Source organism: Slackia equolifaciens (genome assembly GCF_003725995.1).
In the GTDB taxonomy this organism is placed as follows: Bacteria; Actinomycetota; Coriobacteriia; order Coriobacteriales; family Eggerthellaceae; genus Slackia; species Slackia equolifaciens.
Genome location: NZ_QIBX01000003.1, coordinates 83,973 through 100,744 on the forward strand (window position 1 = coordinate 83,973; position 16,772 = coordinate 100,744).

Sequence of the window (16,772 nt, forward strand, 5' to 3'; positions counted from 1 at the left end):
ATGGGCTTCGGATGCCGTATAATCTCGCCTGCTATGCATCAAAACAAGAATGAACATATTCTGACCTCGGAGGAGCATGCGGCGTCTGGCGCCTGCGGATGCGACGGCGATTCGGCGATTGCCACGCTACCCGTCCGCGATTCGTTCAAAGCCGCGCTTCCTATCATGGCGGGCTACGTCGTGCTCGGCCTGCCGTGCGGCATCCTGTGCTCCGCTGCCGGCATGGAGTGGTGGATGTGCGCCCTCATGTGCATTCTCTTCTATTCGGGCGCAGGTCAATACATGATCCCCAACATGTATCTCGCCAACAATCCGCTTTCGGCCATCATTCTAAGCGTCACGCTCATCAATACGCGCCAGATGCTCTATGGCGCGTCTCTTTCGCAATTCTGCGGCCGCGTGTCTAAGCGTCTGGCGTTTCTGTTCGGCGCAACGGTGACCGACGAAAGCTTCGGAGTGAACCTGGCGCGCTTCATAAACGGTGGCTGGAGCGTCAAATCGGCCCTTTGGGTGAATCTGTTTTCGCAAAGCGCGTGGACGCTCGCCAATATCGCAGGCGCGCTCATAGGGGCCGCCGTATCTCTTCCTACGGCGCTTGCCTCCTTTGCCATGACATCGCTGTTCATCTGCCTTCTATGCATGCAAAAGGTTTCAAAGGCCAATGCCATCGCGGTGGTTGGGGCAATTTTGGGCGTCATCGTGTGCAAGTGCGTGGGTCTTTCGGGGCCGGCCATTCTCATCGGCGCGCTTGCCGGCGTAGGATGCGCGCTCCTGTTCAGCCTGAAAACAGGCGAGAGCGATGACTCGTCCATCAAGGTGGGTGATTAGCGTGTCGATCGGCGATTTCCTCATCGTGTTCGTTGCGGTCGCGCTCACCATGCTGGCGTGCCGCGTGCTTCCGGTGTTCCTCCTCAAGGGCAAGCAGCTGCCCGAGACGGTGGTGCGTGCCCTTAATTTCATTCCGCCTGCGGCTTTTGCCGCGCTTGTTGCCAACGATTTGTTCGACCCGTCCAAGGTGACGAGCGGCGATGTATGGAGTTGGCTTGCGCCTTTGATTGCGGCTGCCTGTGTCGTGGTGGTCGGCGCGAAAACCAAATCAATGGCCTGGTGCATCGTTGTTGGCGTCGGCGCGCTGGCGGTTCTTACGTATCTACCTGCAATGGCGTAGTTTGGCTCGCCTTTCGGACGCATGCGAAGAAAATGCATATATTTCCATCTTGAAAACTATTTACGTGAAATTATGCGCCGAATACGAATTTCTCTGCAGAGTTCATGCATTGAGTCGTATACTGCCCCAAGTGCAAAAAACGGGTTGTTTGTACATTCCTCGACATTATCCAGCAGTCGAAGAGCAAACCCGATCGCTTGCGTGCCAAATGGGGCTTGCGCGAGCGTGCTCGGGTGCGCCTTGGCGAGTGCGGGGTAGCGCGGAATGCCTTTAATCCGGTACCGAGAGACCGAAAAGGAGACAAGCGCATGAGCACATCATCCAGCATCGGCACAACGTGCCAGGCTGCGTCGCACGCGCAGCCGAAATCATTAGCACAGCAATTGATAGCCGCCACGAGCAAAAAGGCTCGGAGTGCGGCTATTTTAATGCTCGCAGACGGAACCGTGTTTTACGGACGCGCCTGCGGGGCGAGCGGTGAGGTAACGGGGGAGGTGTGCTTCAACACCTCGCTCGAAGGCTACTTCGAGGTCATCACCGATCCTTCGTATGCCGGCCAGATCGTCACCATGACGTATCCCCAGATCGGCAACTATGGCGTAAACGTCGCTGACACCCAGATGGCTCCGCAGTATCCCCAGATGTATTGCGGCAATCTGAGCCCGGCCCTGCGCGGCCTTGTCGTGCATGATATGTGCGAGACGCCCTCTAACTGGCGTTCCGAAATGTCGCTCCCCGAATACCTCGAAGAACGCAACATCGTAGCGATCGAGGGCATAGACACCCGCGCCCTAGTCCGCCATCTACGCGACAACGGCTCTCAGAAAGGCATCCTCTCCACCATCGACCTTGATGAGAAGTCGCTGGCGGCGAAACTCGCTGAGGCGCCTGAACTCGTGGGTACGAACCTGGTGCAAACGGTGAGCTGCAAGGAGGCGTATTCCTACTCCTACGGCCGCTCCATGAAGAGCCGTGCGTTTGCCGTGCAGGAGCCTGCTCCGGCCCGCCGCAACGTGGTCGTCTACGATTGCGGCATCAAGCGCGGAATTCTTGACGGGCTGGTCAATGCCGGGTGCGCGCCTACGCTGGTGCCGTGGAACACGCCCGCATCCGAAGTGCTCAAGCTTCAGCCCGACGGCGTGTTTCTTTCAAACGGCCCCGGCGACCCCGATGCGGTAGATGCGACTTATTCCCAGGTGAAAAAGCTGCTGGGTAAGGTTCCCGTGTTCGGCATTTGCCTCGGTCATCAGATGATCAGCCTCGCCTGCGGCGGCTCCATTGAAAAACTGAAGTACGGCCATCGCGGCGGCAACCAGCCGGTGATGAACCTTCTCAGCGGTCGCGTTGAGGTCACGGCGCAAAACCACGGCTTCAACCTGGTGTTCCCAAGCTTGGGCGAGCTAATTTCCGAGGAATCGGGCGGCGTGTCCAAGCATCCCGTTTCGGGCGACTTGCGCTTCTGGAGCGAGCGCCGCATCGCGCCGGTGGTGCGCAACAAGCGCTTCGGCCGCATTCGTCTCACCCACGTGAACCTCAACGACGGCACCTGCGAAGGCATCCAGCTCCTCGATGCGAAGGCGTTCAGCGTTCAGTACCATCCCGAGGCAAGCCCCGGGCCAACCGACGCGCATTATTTGTTTACCGCCTTCATGCGCCTGATGGATGGGGAAGAGGACTATTTGAACATCGATATCTCGAAGGACCGCCTGGCGGGTTGGGTCTTTGGCTCTGAGGAGAAGGAGGCCCACAATGCCTAAGCGTACCGACATCAAGCGCATCCTTGTTATCGGAAGCGGCCCCATCGTCATTGGCCAGGCATGCGAATTCGACTACTCGGGTGCGCAGGCCTGCAAGGTTCTCAAAGAGGATGGCTTCGAGGTGGTGTTGGTGAATTCCAACCCCGCCACCATCATGACCGATCCGCAGCTTGCCGACCGGACTTACGTGGAGCCTATCACTCCCGAGTTCGTGGAACGCGTGATCGCCAAGGAACGTCCCGATGCGCTTTTGCCTACCCTGGGCGGTCAAACCGGACTCAACACAGCCGTCGACCTCGCGAAATCAGGCGTTCTCGCCAAATATGGCGTCGAGATGATCGGGTGCGACCTCGCCGCTATCGAACGCGGCGAGGATCGCAAGCTCTTTGCCGAGGCCATGGAGGAGATCGGCCTGGAATGCGCACGCAGCGGCTACGCCTATTCCGTGGAAGACGCCGTGGCTCTCGCGGCCAAGGTGGGCTATCCCTGCGTGTTGCGCCCGAGCTTCACGCTCGGCGGTGCGGGCGGCGGCATCGCCTATGACGAGGCGGGTCTTCGCGAGATAGTGGCGCAGGGCCTGGAGCTTTCTCCCGCCGGCGAGGTGCTGGTGGAGGAGAGCATCATCGGCTGGAAAGAGTACGAGATGGAAGTCATGCGCGATCGGGCCGGCAACGGCATCATCGTGTGCTCCATCGAGAACCTGGACCCCATGGGCGTGCATACGGGAGATTCCATCACCGTCGCGCCTGCGCAGACGCTCTCCGACGTTGAATACCAGCGCATGCGCATCGCATCGCTTGCCATTCTCGAGAAGATCGGCGTGGAAACGGGCGGCTCCAACGTCCAGTTCGCGCTCAATCCGGAAAACGGCCGCTTGATCGTCATCGAGATGAACCCGCGCGTGAGCCGCTCTTCCGCTCTCGCGTCTAAAGCGACGGGTTTCCCGATCGCCAAGGCGGCGGCGCGCTTGGCCGTTGGCTACACGCTCGACGAGATTGTGAACGACATCACGCGCGTCACGCCCGCCTGCTTCGAGCCTTCCATCGACTATTGCGTGGTCAAGGTGCCGCGTTTCGCCTTCGAGAAGTTCAAAGGCACCGACACCACGCTTTCTACACGCATGAAGGCCGTTGGCGAGATTATGAGCATCGGCCGCACCTTCGAAGAGGCGTTCGGCAAGGCGATGCGCTCCATGGAGAATGGCCGCGCGGGCCTGGGCGCTGACGGCCAGGACGATTTCGACGGCATGACGGAAGACGAATTCGCGGAAAGCGTGGCGCGTCCCACCGAAGACCGCATCTTCTTCGTGGCCGAGGCTTTCCGCCGCGGTTGGAGCGTTGAGCAGGTGCACGAGTCGTCCAAGATCGATCCGTGGTTTTTGAGCCGCATCGCCGACATGGTGGCGGTTGAGTGTGGGCTGCGCGGCCGGCATCTAGAGGAGCTCGATGCGCCGGCCATGCGTCTTGCCAAGCAATACGGTCTTTCCGATGCGCAGATCGCTCATCTTGTGGGCACGCAGGAGGCCGTTGTGCGCGCCTACCGCAAGGGTCTGGGCGTTGTGCCCACGTTCAAGACGGTGGACACATGCGCAGCTGAGTTCCGCGGGCTTACCGAGTATCACTATAAGACCTATGAGGAGCCCTATCGCGCAAGCGGCGAGACGCTTGCGCGCGTGGCCGACAACGAGATTCCGCCCGTCGACAAGCCCAAAGCCATGATTCTGGGCGCGGGCCCCAACCGCATCGGCCAGGGCATCGAGTTCGACTACTGCTGCGTGCACGCGAGCTATGCGCTGTCCGAGGCGGGGTATGAGACCATCATGGTGAACTGCAACCCCGAGACCGTATCCACCGACTACGACACCTCCGACCGCCTGTATTTCGAGCCGCTGACGTACGAAGATGTGATGGATATCGTGGATGTTGAGCGACCGGACGGCGTGGTGGTCACGCTGGGCGGCCAGACTCCGCTTAAGCTGGCGCGCGCTCTCAAGGAATCCGGCGTGAACGTGATGGGTACAAGCCCCGAGGCCATTGACCTGGCCGAAGACCGCGAGCGCTTCTCTGCTATCTTGGACGAGCTGGAAATCACCTATCCGGCTTCGGCTACGGCGGAAAGCTTCGAGGAGGCGTGCGAGGTCGCCGACCGCATCGGCTTCCCGCTCCTGGTGCGTCCGAGCTACGTGCTGGGCGGCCGCGGCATGGTGATCGCCTACGACCAGGCCTCGCTCAAGGATTACATGGCCGAGGCTGCGCGTATCTCGCCCGACCATCCGGTGTATCTGGACAGCTTCCTGGAAGGCGCCATCGAATGCGACGTTGACGCCCTGTGCGATGGCGAGCAAGTGTATGTGGGCGGCGTGCTCGAGCATATCGAGGCGGCCGGCATTCATTCGGGCGACTCGGCCACCTGCATCCCTCCGTTCTCGTTCTCGGACAGATTGGTGGATGAGCTGCGCTCCATCACGCGTCGCCTGGCGCTGCGTCTCGGCGTACAGGGCCTTATCAATGTGCAGTACGCCATTAAGGGCGAGACTATCTACGTGATCGAAGCCAACCCGCGTGCGAGCCGCACGGTGCCGTTCGTGTCTAAGGCCACGGGTGTGCCGCTGGCCAAATGCGCCGCGCTTGTGATGAGCGGTCGCTCCATCGAGAGCCTTGGGCTGCCCTCCGATGAGCGTGAGATGGATTACTTCTGCATGAAAGAAGCCGTTATGCCGTGGGGCCGTTTCCCGGGCGCCAACGTCGTGCTGGGACCCGAGATGAAATCCACCGGCGAGGTGATGGGCATTGCGCCCACGTACCCCGAAGCGTACGCCAAGACGCAGCTGGCTATCAGCTATGAGCTGCCCACTAAGGGCAAGGTTTTCATCTCGGTGTGCGACCGCGACAAACGTCATATTCTGCCGTTTGCACGCGCGCTGCAGCGTCTGGGCTTTGAGATCGTGTCCACCGAGGGCACGGCAAAGTGCCTGCGCGGCGGCAACGTGAAATGCGAGGTGGTACGCAAGATCAGCGAGCCTTCTCCCAATATCGGCGACATGATTTCCGCCGGCGAGATCGTGCTGATGATCAACACGCCTTACGGGCAGGAAACCCGCAGCGACGGCTACTACCTGCGCACGGAAGCCGTGAAGCATGGCGTGACGAGCGTGACGGCGCTTTCGGCGGCAAGCGCGTTCGTGGCTGCGCTTGAGGCTTTGGCCGACAACCCCGAAGGACTCGATGTAATCGCGTTGCAGGACCTTCCGCAGTATGATGTGAAATAGCCTTACTGGCTCGTTTTGTCAGCCTGTTGAAGAGCCGCGTCATCGCAAGCCGTTGGCCGAGGATGACGCGGCTCTTTGTTTGATCGCTCGTTGGCGAGCGGTTCCATGTATTACGTTTACATCTGATGCCGCCGTTCGCCTTGGGATGGCAACCGTTCGCGCCGAGGACGACGCGACGTATGACTTGGATTTAACATTCCGGCAATATCACTTTAGTGCGTTAGAGTATACTGAAAACATACCGTATTTCGCCGAGGCACATGCGCGTCGTTTGCTTCGACGAAATGCGGCTCTGACAGCACAATAGAAAGGCGGGCTATCATGACTAACGATAACGATTATTCGCTATCGCGCATCCCCGAAGGAGCTAAAGAGCCGTTCTGGCAGATTCTCATGGTGCGTATTGGCGCCATCTGCTGCGTGTCCCAGTTGGTTCTGGGCGCCACGCTTGGCTACGGCATGTCGTTCTGGGGGGCGTTCTGGGCCACCATGCTCGGTTCTGTCATCCTCCAGGTGCTTAGCTGGGCGCTGGGTACTGCGGCTGCGCGCGAGGGTCTTTCCACGAGTCTCCTGTCTCGTTGGGCGGGTCTAGGCAAAAATGGCTCCGCGATCCTGGGCGGCGTTGTTGCCATTTCTATGGTGGGTTGGTTCGGCGTTCAGAACTGCGTGTTCGCTGAAGGCATGTTCGACATCACCGGCGTGCTCAACTATCCCATCTGGGCGTTGATCACCGGCCTGGGCATCACGCTGCTGGTTGCCGCGGGCATTCGCTGGATCGCTCGCTTCGCATCCATCTTTGTGCCGTTGTTCATTCTTGCGGTCATCGTGTCGGCGGTCATCGTTCTTCAGGATCACTCTCTCATCGAGTTCCTGAACTCCCCGCATCCTGGTCCTGAGCTGGGCTTCGGTGCTGCCGTGACCATCGTCGCAGGCGGCTTCATCGCCGGCGCCATCTGCACGCCCGACTATTCTCGCTATCTCAAGGACGGTAAGCAGGTCTTTTGGATGACCCTGGTCGGTACCTTCGTGGGCGAGCTGGGTATGAACCTCCTCGCCGTTATCCTGTGCCATGCCACCGGCACGCAGAACGTCACCGACATCATGATGGCGACTTCCGGCGTGTTGGGCGTCATCATCGTCGTTGCTTCCACGGTCAAGCTGAACGACATCAACCTGTATTCCTCCGGCCTGGGCATCGCCACCATGATCAACGCGCTGTTCAACGTGAAAGTGAATCGCGCTGCGATGATTTGGGGCCTGGGCATCGTCGGCACCGTTCTCTCGATGGTGGGCGTCATCAATTACTTCCAGAGCTTCCTGACGCTTCTCGGCGTTGCCATTCCTCCTGTAGCCGGCATCATGGTCATCGATTACTACCTGCTGCGTCGCAATCGCGCCGAATTGGAGGAAACGCGCAATGACGGCACGCTTCCCAAGCGCGTGGAAAAATGGAATCCCATCACTATCGTGGTGTGGATTCTGGCCTTCGTCGTGGGCGAGGTGAGCAGCATCTACTCCATCGGCATTCCGGGTCTGAACTCCCTCGTATTTGCCGGCGTGGTGTACTACATCGCCATGAAGGCCTACGGTGCCGCCAAAAAGGTGGATGTTGTCAAGTTCCCCGAAACCGATCAGGTGCTGTAACGCCGAACTGCTCGACAGAATCTTTCATGTGGTTTTTAGCTTGCTGATGCCGCCTATGTGGTGCGCTGTACTATTGGAATGTTTCTGTTAGCAATGTGAAATTAAAGGCGAGGCCAATACTGCCTCGCCTTTTCGCTTTTTTTGACCCCATTGATGATCTACGTCATAGCCGCAGCAACTATCATAGCGACGGAGCAACGGGCGTCGGCAGGGGTGCGTCAATACATGACAATCATCAAAATCGATCAAATAATTTCGATTTTCTACCGTTCGATAGTTCCTGTTGCTTTCCCTTGCTCACATTTCGGCCCTTGATGGGCTTTTACGCCAGAATAAAGGCGTTTTCCATGGCCTTGAATTCAATATAACGGTATAAAACCGAAAATTTTTTGACCCGATTTCTCAATACGCTATTACAGGATGAGACGCCGGACTTCAACCGTCTTCTAATTGTCGATGCGAGGAATCTCAAGCATCTTTTGCTTGAGCTCGGCCTCCATGCGACGCATCTCCACTTCGGCCTCGGCACGTTTCTGCCTGCCTTCGCGTTGGATCTGCAGCACCTCATCGAATGTCTTGATCAACGTTTCGTTGGTGTTCTTGAGCGTCTCGATATCTACAATGCCGCGCTCCGATTCGCGAGCAACCTCGACGGTGGAGGAGTGGAGCATCTCGGCGTTCTTCTTTAGAAGCTCGTTCGTCATATTCGTCACAGCGTTCTGGGCGCGTACTGCCTCAGCCGAATTGGCAATGCCCAAAGCAAGCACCATCTGGCTTTTCCAGAGAGGGATGGTATTGACTATGGTGGTTTGAATCTTCTCCACCATAGTCACCTCGTTGTTCTGCACCAGGCGAATCTGCGGTGCCGTTTGCATCGCGATGGTGCGGGTAAGATCCAGGTCGCTCAGCTTTTTCTCAAAGCGCGTGCACATAGCATCAAGGTCCTGCGCAGCCTGCGCGTCTTCCGCGCGTCCTGTTGCGTTAGCGCGTTCAACGAGCTCTTTGAGCTCGGTAGAACGCACCTCTGCAAGCTTCTTTTTTCCTGCAAGGATATACATGGTGAGCTCTTTGAAATACACCAGATTAAGCTCATACATTTGATCCAGGGTGGCGGCATCTTTCATGAGCTTGAGCTGATGGCCTTGAAGCGCTTTGACAATCTTGTCCACATTCTGCTCGGCCTTGTCGTATTTCGCACGGAGAGATTCCAGCTTGTTGGCGCCTTTCTTGAAAAAGCCGAAAAGGCCCTTTTCTTCTGTGGCGTCGAAGGAACGCAGCTCGGTGACCACGCCGCTGATCAGGTTTCCAACTTCGCCCAGGTCCTGCGTGCGCACGTTTTCGAGAGCAGATTCGCTAAAATCCGCCATTTTCTTTTGCGCACCGGCGCCATACTGCAATATGAGCGCGGAATCGCGCACATCAATCTGCTGCGAGAAGCTCTCCACCATGCGCTTCTCATCGTCGGTGAGCATGCTGTCGTCAAGCTGGGCGTTGGCAGACTGCTCCGCAATAGACGCCTGGACTGCCTGCACGGCTGTCGTGGCTACAGATGGGCTGGACATTGCGGGGTTAAGCGTAAGCGTGGGCGCAGGAGCAGTGACAGGGGTCGAAGCCTGAGTGTGCGTTGAGATAGGCGTCGCATCAGGAGTGCCGTTGGCTGCGGGGGCGTTCGGTGCTGCCGGGGCAGGAGAGTTGAGAGGTGTCGATGGGGATTGGGGGTTGACGTTCATGGCGTTGTCCATGGAGGCCTCCTTATTTGTCTTGGCTTGAAGCGGACGACGTTTATGGCTAATTATGTCGACTGGAAAACCTTGCTGTTGCGCTTTGTGGCTATCTAGCGCAGCGCCCACGCTAGCCGGGCCGCCTTGCAGCTACCGAACCCGTCACGACTGGCCTGGTCGCTGGGGCTGTCCCGGTTGCTGCGGGTAAAGATGCAGCTCTGGCTGCGCACCAGATTGAGATCCGGGCTGCTCCGGCTGAGAGTGCGCGGAGAGGGGGCCGTCAACAAGTCCTTCTTGGGCGAGCACGGCGTGCAAAACGGTAATGTCCGAAGAGACATCCCAAGCCATGTCGCGGAAAATGGAATCGAGAAGGTTCTGGAATGCAATATTGAGGGTGTCGAGTGCGGCCTCAATTTCCTGCTTGGACTTCACGACATTTTGGCTCTGTACGGGCTGCGAGTCGAAATCGCGATACGCGTCTAATAGTTTCACCGTGGTGGGTAGGTAGTAATCCATGAGCCTGTCAAGATCATCCGCCACTTCGGGCTGTTCCGCTGCACGCTGGAAAATGGTGCGCACCGTTTGCTCTATTTGGTCGATTTTCTGAGATATCTCAGGCCCTGGGATGGCATCGTTACTCGCTCGTATCTGGGCGATATAAGTCTCCCCGCGGGACAGAAGGCTTTTGATTTCCGGTGTAAGCTCTTGCTGGTTGGCGTTCACGCTTCTGGCGCTCTGGGATGCCGCCTGTCGTGCGTGACGGCGTTGCGCCTCTGCCTGAGCCTGCCTGTATTGCTGATACGCCTCATGCGTCATGATGATCATGGTTTCGTCGTCGTCAAGCGCCGCCTGTTTGAACAGGCCTTTGCGCACCATTGCCTTGAGATTGCGAACGACGGACGATGGCCTGCTCGACGTGCGTGCGGCAAGCTCGTCAATGGTGCAGAAGGTGCGCAGCGCAATGGCATCACGATACTGTTCGAATGCGCGTGCTAGTTTGAAACGCTTGATGCCAAACCCTGCGAGCGCAGCTCCCGCGATGCCTGGAATAAGCAACGGCATGGAGAGCAGGGGAGCCTGCATTGCGAGTAGGATCGCTCCAGCGCCAATGAACGAGATGCCCAAAAGAGAGCCTATGATGGCAAGCATCGCTCCGCCTGCCTTGATGCTGTTTGCGCTGGCATAGAGCGTTTTCATAGTTTGCCGCTGCTGGATGCGTAAACGCTCTTTGGTGTATTCTTGCTGAGCCCTCTGCAGGCCGCTTTGTGCCTGCGCGAGTCCTTTGGCAATGTTCTCCGCAGCAATGCCGGTGTAGCGTTCTATGGTGGAAGGAAGCGTGCTGAAATCGTTGGATGAAATGGCGTTTTGAATGGCGTCGTTCAATTGGTCGCCGATGCTGTTCGATGAAGCCATAGCTGCCTCTCTTGCGTTCGCTTGATGAGGATGGCGATACCCTCTGCACTATGCGTATGATCAATTGTATCGTAAGCACGTTACAGTTCCGCAACGCGCATGATTTGCGACAAAGGTATTGCGCATTCTTTCCGCATGCGTTGTCGCTGCAGGATGCACGGTTCTGCGATATGCTGCATGGGTACTTTTCGCATGCGTTTTGATTCCATTATGAGGAGGATGGTTATGACAAAGCGAGCTCTGATAGCGGTGACGGGTGGAATCGCGGCTTACAAAGCTGCCGATGTGGTTTCGCAGCTCCAAAAGACCGGCGTAGAGGTAAACGTCATCATGACGAAGAACGCTTGCGAGTTTGTGACACCTCTTACCTTCGAAGCGCTTACAGGCAAAAAGGTGTACACCGACACATTTGATTACAGCTCTGATGCCACCATTAAGCATATTGTGCTGGCGCAAGAAGCGAACGTGTTCGTTGTGGTGCCGGCAACGGCCAACGTGATTGCCAAGATGGCGCACGGTATAGCCGACGACATGGTTACCTCGACGTTTTTGGCTGCCACATGCCCTGTCGTGGTGTGCCCCGCCATGCATGCAAACATGTACGCGAACGCTTCGACGCAAGCGAACCTCAAAACGCTCGAAGACCGTGGCATGACCATTGTGGGACCGGGCGAGGGAAGGCTTGCAAGCGGTGAAGTGGCACGCGGCACGCTTTCGCCCGTGGACGAGATCGTGAGCGCCGTGCTTAAGGTTCTCGAATAACCTGAATATTCGCTAGTCCGCTGTTCTCATCAGCGCTTTCTTGCCGGCAGGACAAAGGTCGTTGACAAAGCATTCAGCGCACTTGGGCCTTCGAGCGACGCAGAACTCGCGTCCAAAATGGACCCACTGGTGATTGATGAAGAGCCAATCTCTTTGAGGATAGATTTTGAGAAGCTTGGCTTCTACTTTGGCGGGCGAATCATCGTTGCGGGTGGCAAAGCCCAATTGATGGGCGATGCGGAACACGTGCGTGTCGACGGCGATGCCCTGCGGATTCCTAAACGCCTGGCACATGACGACGTTTGCCGTCTTGCGACCGACGCCTGGCAGTTTTTGCAGCAGGTCTATATCGTTGGGAATCTCGCCGCCGAATTCAGAAAGAACCGTTTGCGCGAGCGCCTTTATGTTTCTGGCTTTAGCGTGGTAGAAACCCAACGGATGAATGATGGCCTCAATCTCCTCGATGCTCGCATGCGCCATCTTCTCCGGCGTGCCGAATCGAGCGAACAGGGTGGGGCTGATCTTATTAACGGCGGCATCGGTGCACTGCGCGGAAAGCACAACCGCCACGGTGAGTGTGAACGGATCCATATGGTCGAGCGAGCATTCGCCTTCGCCGTAATATTCATACATACGACGCTCGATTTCTGCCGCACGCTCACGTTTCTGAGTCATATTCTCTCGGGGCATTGCGCACTCCCATCGCCGAACTGTGGTCTAGAGGCGAATTGTACAATAAGCGCCAATTTGCCGCTCGATAAGATGCAGGCATCGCTGTTTTCCTTAAAGAAATCCAGGGCAGAAATTGAACGGTGTATTGCCTCGACAATCATGCGGCGGCATAGGCTTCAAGGCCCTATGCCGCCGTCTGGGCCTGTTCTGCGGCACGGATAATGTCTTCGGCCTCTTGCACGGCTGCGTGGCTATTTTCATGAAACTGCATGCCAATAAGGGACGTTACGGCGTCATCGAATTCGAGGAAATCCATTTGCACGAAAGGCACAGCCCCGCACCTGCGTGCAGCGTTCCCAACATCGGAAATGAATTCGTCTACCTTGTCGCGAGGAATGGCCCAACCGTTGACAACTTCATCGCTGAATAGATCGGACAGGACCATCATCGTGTCAAATTTGTTCTCATGCGCATTCATCGGATCCTCCCGTCTTGCATTGTTTTACGCCATCATATACGAACGCATGTTCTATTACAAGATATTTTCAATATCTACAAACATTTGTTCTATACTATGTTCAGCTTGGGAGACTTCATGATGCAGTTTCTGGCGCAACGGCTCCCGGCTGCGCTTTGATACAATCGGGTGCGCCGCTTATGCGGCTTTTGGTGTTTGTGCGCGTTGTGCCTTGGAGGCCGCTTATGCTTATAGATTCACTTGCAACCGTCATACGTGCGTCGCACGCGCTCGACGATATAACCGCACGCCTTGATTCTGGAGCCGATGCCGCATTGGGAGTGGCGTCATCCGCTCGCGCGTTTGTTACGGCGGCTCTTTTCACGCTTCGGCCTGGCTGCTACCTCGTTGCCGTTCCGGGCGAGGAGGCTGCGGAGGGTTTCGCGCGAAGCGTCGCGGCATACGTAGGAGAGGAGTCTGTGGCTCATTTTCCTGCGCGCACCGATTATCCTTTTGCCCCCAAGGATCCGCGTTCTCGCGAGGTGTCGAACCGCGCTCGTGCCGCTTGGGCGCTTCAAACGGGCGCTCCGATGGTTGTTGTTGCGAGCGCCGCGGCCATGATCAGGTGTCTGCCCCCTCACGAAGCGCGCGTTTTCGCCCCCCTTCGTCTGACGGCGGGGTCCGAGTGCGTCGACCTCAGCTCGGGCGAGGTGCTCGATTTCGACGGCGCGGTGGCCGCTCTCGTTGCGCGCGGCTACGACAACGCGGGCGAGCTAGGAGGCCCGGGAACGTTCTGCACGCGCGGCGGCACGATAGATGTGTTTCCAGGCAACTCGGTTTACCCCATACGAATCGACTTCTTTGGAGATGAGGTCGACGAGATTCGCCGCATTGTGCCCACTACGGGTCAAACCATATCTTCGCTCGATTCCTTCGATGTGTATCCGGTGCGCGAGTACCGTTTGACCTCGAAAAACGTTAAACGAGCTCAAGGCGCCATCGTCAAAAGGGCAGAAAACGATCCCGTATGGCGCGAGCTCTTCGGCAAGCTGCAGGGAGGCGGCGATTTCGCCGGCGCAGACGCGCTTTTGCCACACCTCTATGCCAAAGTGGAAACGCTCGGCGACTATGCAGGATCCGATGTGCTTACGGTTCTCGACGAGCCGCGCAGTCTCATCGACGACGCTTCGCATGCTTACGACGATGCCGTAGAAAGGTCGCAGGGAAGCCATATCACCACCGAAGGCCTTTACGTCGAATCCTCCAAACTTGGGTTTGGCCAGGGGATGCGCCTCACGCTCGCATCGATCATGCGCGTGGGGGGCGTACTTGATGCCGAGCTGCCCGTCAAGCGCACCGACATCGCCGGCGATGCTGACAAGATGATCGCGCGCATTCGCAGCTTGGTCGACCAGCGCTATACCGTAGTGTTCAGCGTTCCCAATGTGCGTGCTCGCGAGGATATGAAGCTTCTGTTCGTGGACAACCAGCTGCCCATTGCCGAAGTGCTTGATTCCATGGCGGGCAAGCAGGCGCTTTTGCGCCCCGGCGTGGTGAACGTGGTAGACGTGGATATTCCGCTCGGCATGATTATCCCCAAGGCAAAACTCGCCCTTATATCCATCCATGATACCCAGGGGCGCAACTCAAGCATCCGTAACCGCCGCCGCATCGACATAACCGAGGTCACGTTTCCGTTCAAGCCGGGCGATTACGTGGTCCATGCCGCCCATGGCGTGGCATTCTTCAAAGACCTCGTGCGCCAAGAGGTCGCGGGCGTCATGCGCGATTATCTGCTGCTTGAATACGCGGAGGGCGATAAGCTCTATGTTCCCGTAGAGCAGCTCGACCGAGTGACGCGCTATGTGGGGCCCGAGGGTTCCAGTCCGCGTCTCACGCGCCTGAACACGAGCGATTGGTCGCGCTCGCTTGCTAAGGCCCGTAAAGCTACTAAACAGCTTGCGTTTGACCTGGTGGACGTGTACACACGCCGCGCCGCGGTGCAGGGTTTTCGTTATTCGGCCGATACGCCGTGGCAGCATGAGATGGAAGAGTCGTTCCCCTATGAGGAGACGCCCGACCAGCTGACCGCGATCGCCGAGGTCAAAGCCGATATGCAGTCGTCTAAGCCGATGGATCGCCTGATCTGCGGCGATGTGGGTTTTGGGAAGACCGAGGTTGCATTGCGCGCGGCGTTCAAAGCCGTGCAGGATGCAAAGCAGGTCATGGTGCTTTGCCCCACGACCATCCTCGCGCAGCAGCATTACACCACGTTCAAAGACCGCTTCGACCCATTCGGGGTGGTGGTGGAAGTGCTTTCACGCTTCCGCAGCGAAGCAGAGACTAAGGTGGCGCTTGAGGGGTTTGCGTCGGGCAAGGTGAACGTGCTCGTGGGCACGCATCGCCTGCTCTCGCGCGATGTGAACCCGCACGATCTTGGCCTGGTCATAATCGACGAGGAGCAGCGCTTCGGCGTGCAGCACAAAGAACAGCTGAAGAACCTGCGCGAGCAGATCGACGTGCTCACGCTTTCGGCCACGCCCATCCCGCGCACCATGCAGATGAGCTTGTCGGGCGTGCGCGACATGAGCCTCATCCTCACGCCGCCCGACAACCGCCGTCCGGTGGAGGTGCACGTGGGCGAGTGGGACGTCGACGTGGTGTCTATGGCAATCCGCCGCGAGCTTCAGCGGGGCGGTCAGGTGTATTACGTAAGCAACCGCGTTCGCACCATCGAAGAGGCCGTGGCTCGCGTAGGCGAGGCGGCAAATGAGGCGCGCGTGGGTGTTGCGCATGGCCAGATGAGCAAAGAGCAGCTCGAGCGCGTAATGGAGAATTTCGCTGCGGGCAAAATCGATGTGCTGGTAGCTACCACCATCATCGAGAGCGGCATCGATAACCCCCATACGAACACGTTGATTATCGAGGATTCCCAGCGTTTGGGTCTTGCTCAGATGTATCAGCTCAAAGGTCGCGTGGGCCGCAGCTCCCAACAGGCGTATGCCTACTTCATGTTCCCCGAGCACGTGAGTCTGACCGAAGAAGCCACTGCGCGCCTTGAGGCCATCAATGAGCATCGGGATTTGGGGAGCGGCATGCGTATCGCCATGCGCGACCTGGAAATTCGCGGCGCGGGCAGTCTTTTGGGCGCCGAGCAAAGCGGCAACATGAGTGCAGTGGGCTTCGACCTGTTCGCGCAAATGCTCTCGACGGCTGTTGCTGCCGCACGAGAGGGAAGGGGCGCCCAGGAAGACGTGCTGCCGCCCGCGCTTTCCGACATTGTGGTAAACCTGCCCGCGCACACCTATGTGCCTGAGGAATATGTTCCCGATGCCGACGAGCGTGTGCTTTTGTATCGCAAGCTCGCCTGCGCGGAGACGGTGGGCGTAGTGGACGACCTAGAGAAAGCGACGGCGAGCATCCATGGCGATATGCCGCAGGCATGCAAGAACATGTTCATCAAATCTCGCATTCGCGCTTGGGCAAGCGAGCGCGGCGTGAAGATCGTGACCGTTGTGGCGGGCAAGCTCAACGTTGATCCTATTGCGGTGCCGCGCGATATGATGACTCCGCTGCGCCGCTATGGCGGGCGCTATATCCAGCAGAGCCGCAAGCTGAGTCTTCCTTTGAAGTATTTCAATCTCAAAGAAGATGACAGCGTGAGCGATGCCATCTGGGGATTCTTGAAACAACTGGACGAGGCAAAGGAGTAGCTGAGTGTCCGAGAGCCACAAAAACGGCAAAGCCAGGAGGACAACCGGCAGACCGATGTCGTCCTCGGATGGATTGCGCACTCGGCGTCGTGTCCGTGGCGCCAAGCGCAAGAATCAGGCATCATCAGGCGGCCCCTATGACACGGTGCGTCGTTTGGTCCCCCTTCTCGTGATTTTGTGTGTTGCGTGTCTCGTCG

At 57.9% G+C, this 16,772-nt stretch carries 11 protein-coding genes; 7 read left to right on the forward strand and 4 right to left on the reverse strand.

Going from position 1 to position 16,772, the window contains the following annotated elements:
* The first annotated feature begins 165 nt into the window (after nucleotides 1-165).
* The 5 genes from DMP06_RS03185 to DMP06_RS03205 all read left to right on the forward strand — a co-directional run bounded on the left by DMP06_RS03185 (nucleotide 166) and on the right by DMP06_RS03205 (nucleotide 7,837).
* Complete coding sequence (locus DMP06_RS03185) at nucleotides 166-828, forward strand: AzlC family ABC transporter permease (RefSeq protein WP_123208390.1); 663 nt, start codon at nucleotides 166-168, stop codon at nucleotides 826-828.
* Nucleotides 800-1,168, forward strand: coding sequence for an AzlD domain-containing protein (locus tag DMP06_RS03190; protein ID WP_123208298.1), 369 nt, complete (start codon nucleotides 800-802; stop codon nucleotides 1,166-1,168). The genes DMP06_RS03185 and DMP06_RS03190 overlap by 29 nt, the downstream gene beginning before the upstream one ends.
* Nucleotides 1,169-1,476: 308 nt before the next feature.
* On the forward strand, nucleotides 1,477-2,925 hold the full coding sequence (gene carA / locus DMP06_RS03195) for a glutamine-hydrolyzing carbamoyl-phosphate synthase small subunit (RefSeq protein WP_123208299.1): 1,449 nt from the start codon (nucleotides 1,477-1,479) through the stop codon (nucleotides 2,923-2,925).
* Entirely contained in the window at nucleotides 2,918-6,193 is a 3,276-nt protein-coding gene (gene carB / locus DMP06_RS03200; protein WP_123208300.1) for a carbamoyl-phosphate synthase large subunit, read from the forward strand. Before carA ends, carB begins: the two co-directional genes overlap by 8 nt.
* A 321-nt stretch (nucleotides 6,194-6,514) precedes the next feature.
* Nucleotides 6,515-7,837, forward strand: a complete 1,323-nt coding sequence (locus DMP06_RS03205; protein ID WP_123208301.1) for a purine-cytosine permease family protein — start codon at nucleotides 6,515-6,517, stop codon at nucleotides 7,835-7,837.
* A 446-nt stretch (nucleotides 7,838-8,283) separates the two neighbouring features.
* Here the strand turns inward: DMP06_RS03205 and DMP06_RS03210 are convergent, their stop codons facing one another.
* On the reverse strand, nucleotides 8,284-9,579 hold the full coding sequence (locus DMP06_RS03210; RefSeq protein WP_245962353.1) for a toxic anion resistance protein: 1,296 nt from the start codon (nucleotides 9,577-9,579) through the stop codon (nucleotides 8,284-8,286).
* Nucleotides 9,580-9,720: 141 nt separating this feature from the next.
* Nucleotides 9,721-10,971: a 5-bromo-4-chloroindolyl phosphate hydrolysis family protein gene (locus tag DMP06_RS03215; RefSeq protein ID WP_123208303.1), complete on the reverse strand. Its 1,251-nt coding sequence runs from the start codon at nucleotides 10,969-10,971 to the stop codon at nucleotides 9,721-9,723.
* A gap of 225 nt (nucleotides 10,972-11,196) precedes the next feature.
* On the opposite strand from DMP06_RS03215, the gene DMP06_RS03220 reads away from it, so the two are divergent.
* Nucleotides 11,197-11,733 (forward strand): flavoprotein, encoded by a 537-nt coding sequence (locus DMP06_RS03220; RefSeq protein WP_123208304.1) that lies wholly within the window; start codon nucleotides 11,197-11,199, stop codon nucleotides 11,731-11,733.
* A gap of 12 nt (nucleotides 11,734-11,745) precedes the next feature.
* Here DMP06_RS03220 and nth read toward each other — a convergent pair whose 3' ends face one another.
* Both nth and DMP06_RS03230 read right to left on the reverse strand, forming a co-directional pair.
* Nucleotides 11,746-12,408 (reverse strand): endonuclease III, encoded by a 663-nt coding sequence (nth, locus tag DMP06_RS03225; RefSeq protein ID WP_338056792.1) that lies wholly within the window; start codon nucleotides 12,406-12,408, stop codon nucleotides 11,746-11,748.
* Nucleotides 12,409-12,589: 181 nt separating this feature from the next.
* Nucleotides 12,590-12,883 carry a hypothetical protein gene (locus DMP06_RS03230; RefSeq protein WP_123208306.1) on the reverse strand — a complete coding sequence of 98 codons (294 nt, stop codon included), beginning with the start codon at nucleotides 12,881-12,883 and terminating at the stop codon, nucleotides 12,590-12,592.
* A gap of 224 nt (nucleotides 12,884-13,107) precedes the next feature.
* Between DMP06_RS03230 and mfd the strand changes: the two genes are divergently transcribed.
* Complete coding sequence (mfd, locus tag DMP06_RS03235) at nucleotides 13,108-16,575, forward strand: transcription-repair coupling factor (RefSeq protein WP_123208307.1); 3,468 nt, start codon at nucleotides 13,108-13,110, stop codon at nucleotides 16,573-16,575.
* Nucleotides 16,576-16,772: the final 197 nt, after the last annotated feature.

Excerpts from the sequence above, each read along its gene's own strand:
- DMP06_RS03185 (WP_123208390.1), top strand. The coding sequence starts at position 166 with ATGGCGGGCTACGTCGTGCTCGGCCTGCCGTGCGGCATCCTGTGCTCC.
- DMP06_RS03190 (WP_123208298.1), top strand. The coding sequence starts at position 800 with ATGACTCGTCCATCAAGGTGGGTGATTAGCGTGTCGATCGGCGATTTC.
- carA (WP_123208299.1), top strand. The coding sequence starts at position 1,477 with ATGAGCACATCATCCAGCATCGGCACAACGTGCCAGGCTGCGTCGCAC.
- carB (WP_123208300.1), top strand. The coding sequence starts at position 2,918 with ATGCCTAAGCGTACCGACATCAAGCGCATCCTTGTTATCGGAAGCGGC.
- DMP06_RS03205 (WP_123208301.1), top strand. The coding sequence starts at position 6,515 with ATGACTAACGATAACGATTATTCGCTATCGCGCATCCCCGAAGGAGCT.
- DMP06_RS03210 (WP_245962353.1), bottom strand. The coding sequence starts at position 9,579 with ATGGACAACGCCATGAACGTCAACCCCCAATCCCCATCGACACCTCTC.
- DMP06_RS03215 (WP_123208303.1), bottom strand. The coding sequence starts at position 10,971 with ATGGCTTCATCGAACAGCATCGGCGACCAATTGAACGACGCCATTCAA.
- DMP06_RS03220 (WP_123208304.1), top strand. The coding sequence starts at position 11,197 with ATGACAAAGCGAGCTCTGATAGCGGTGACGGGTGGAATCGCGGCTTAC.
- nth (WP_338056792.1), bottom strand. The coding sequence starts at position 12,408 with ATGACTCAGAAACGTGAGCGTGCGGCAGAAATCGAGCGTCGTATGTAT.
- DMP06_RS03230 (WP_123208306.1), bottom strand. The coding sequence starts at position 12,883 with ATGAATGCGCATGAGAACAAATTTGACACGATGATGGTCCTGTCCGAT.
- mfd (WP_123208307.1), top strand. The coding sequence starts at position 13,108 with ATGCTTATAGATTCACTTGCAACCGTCATACGTGCGTCGCACGCGCTC.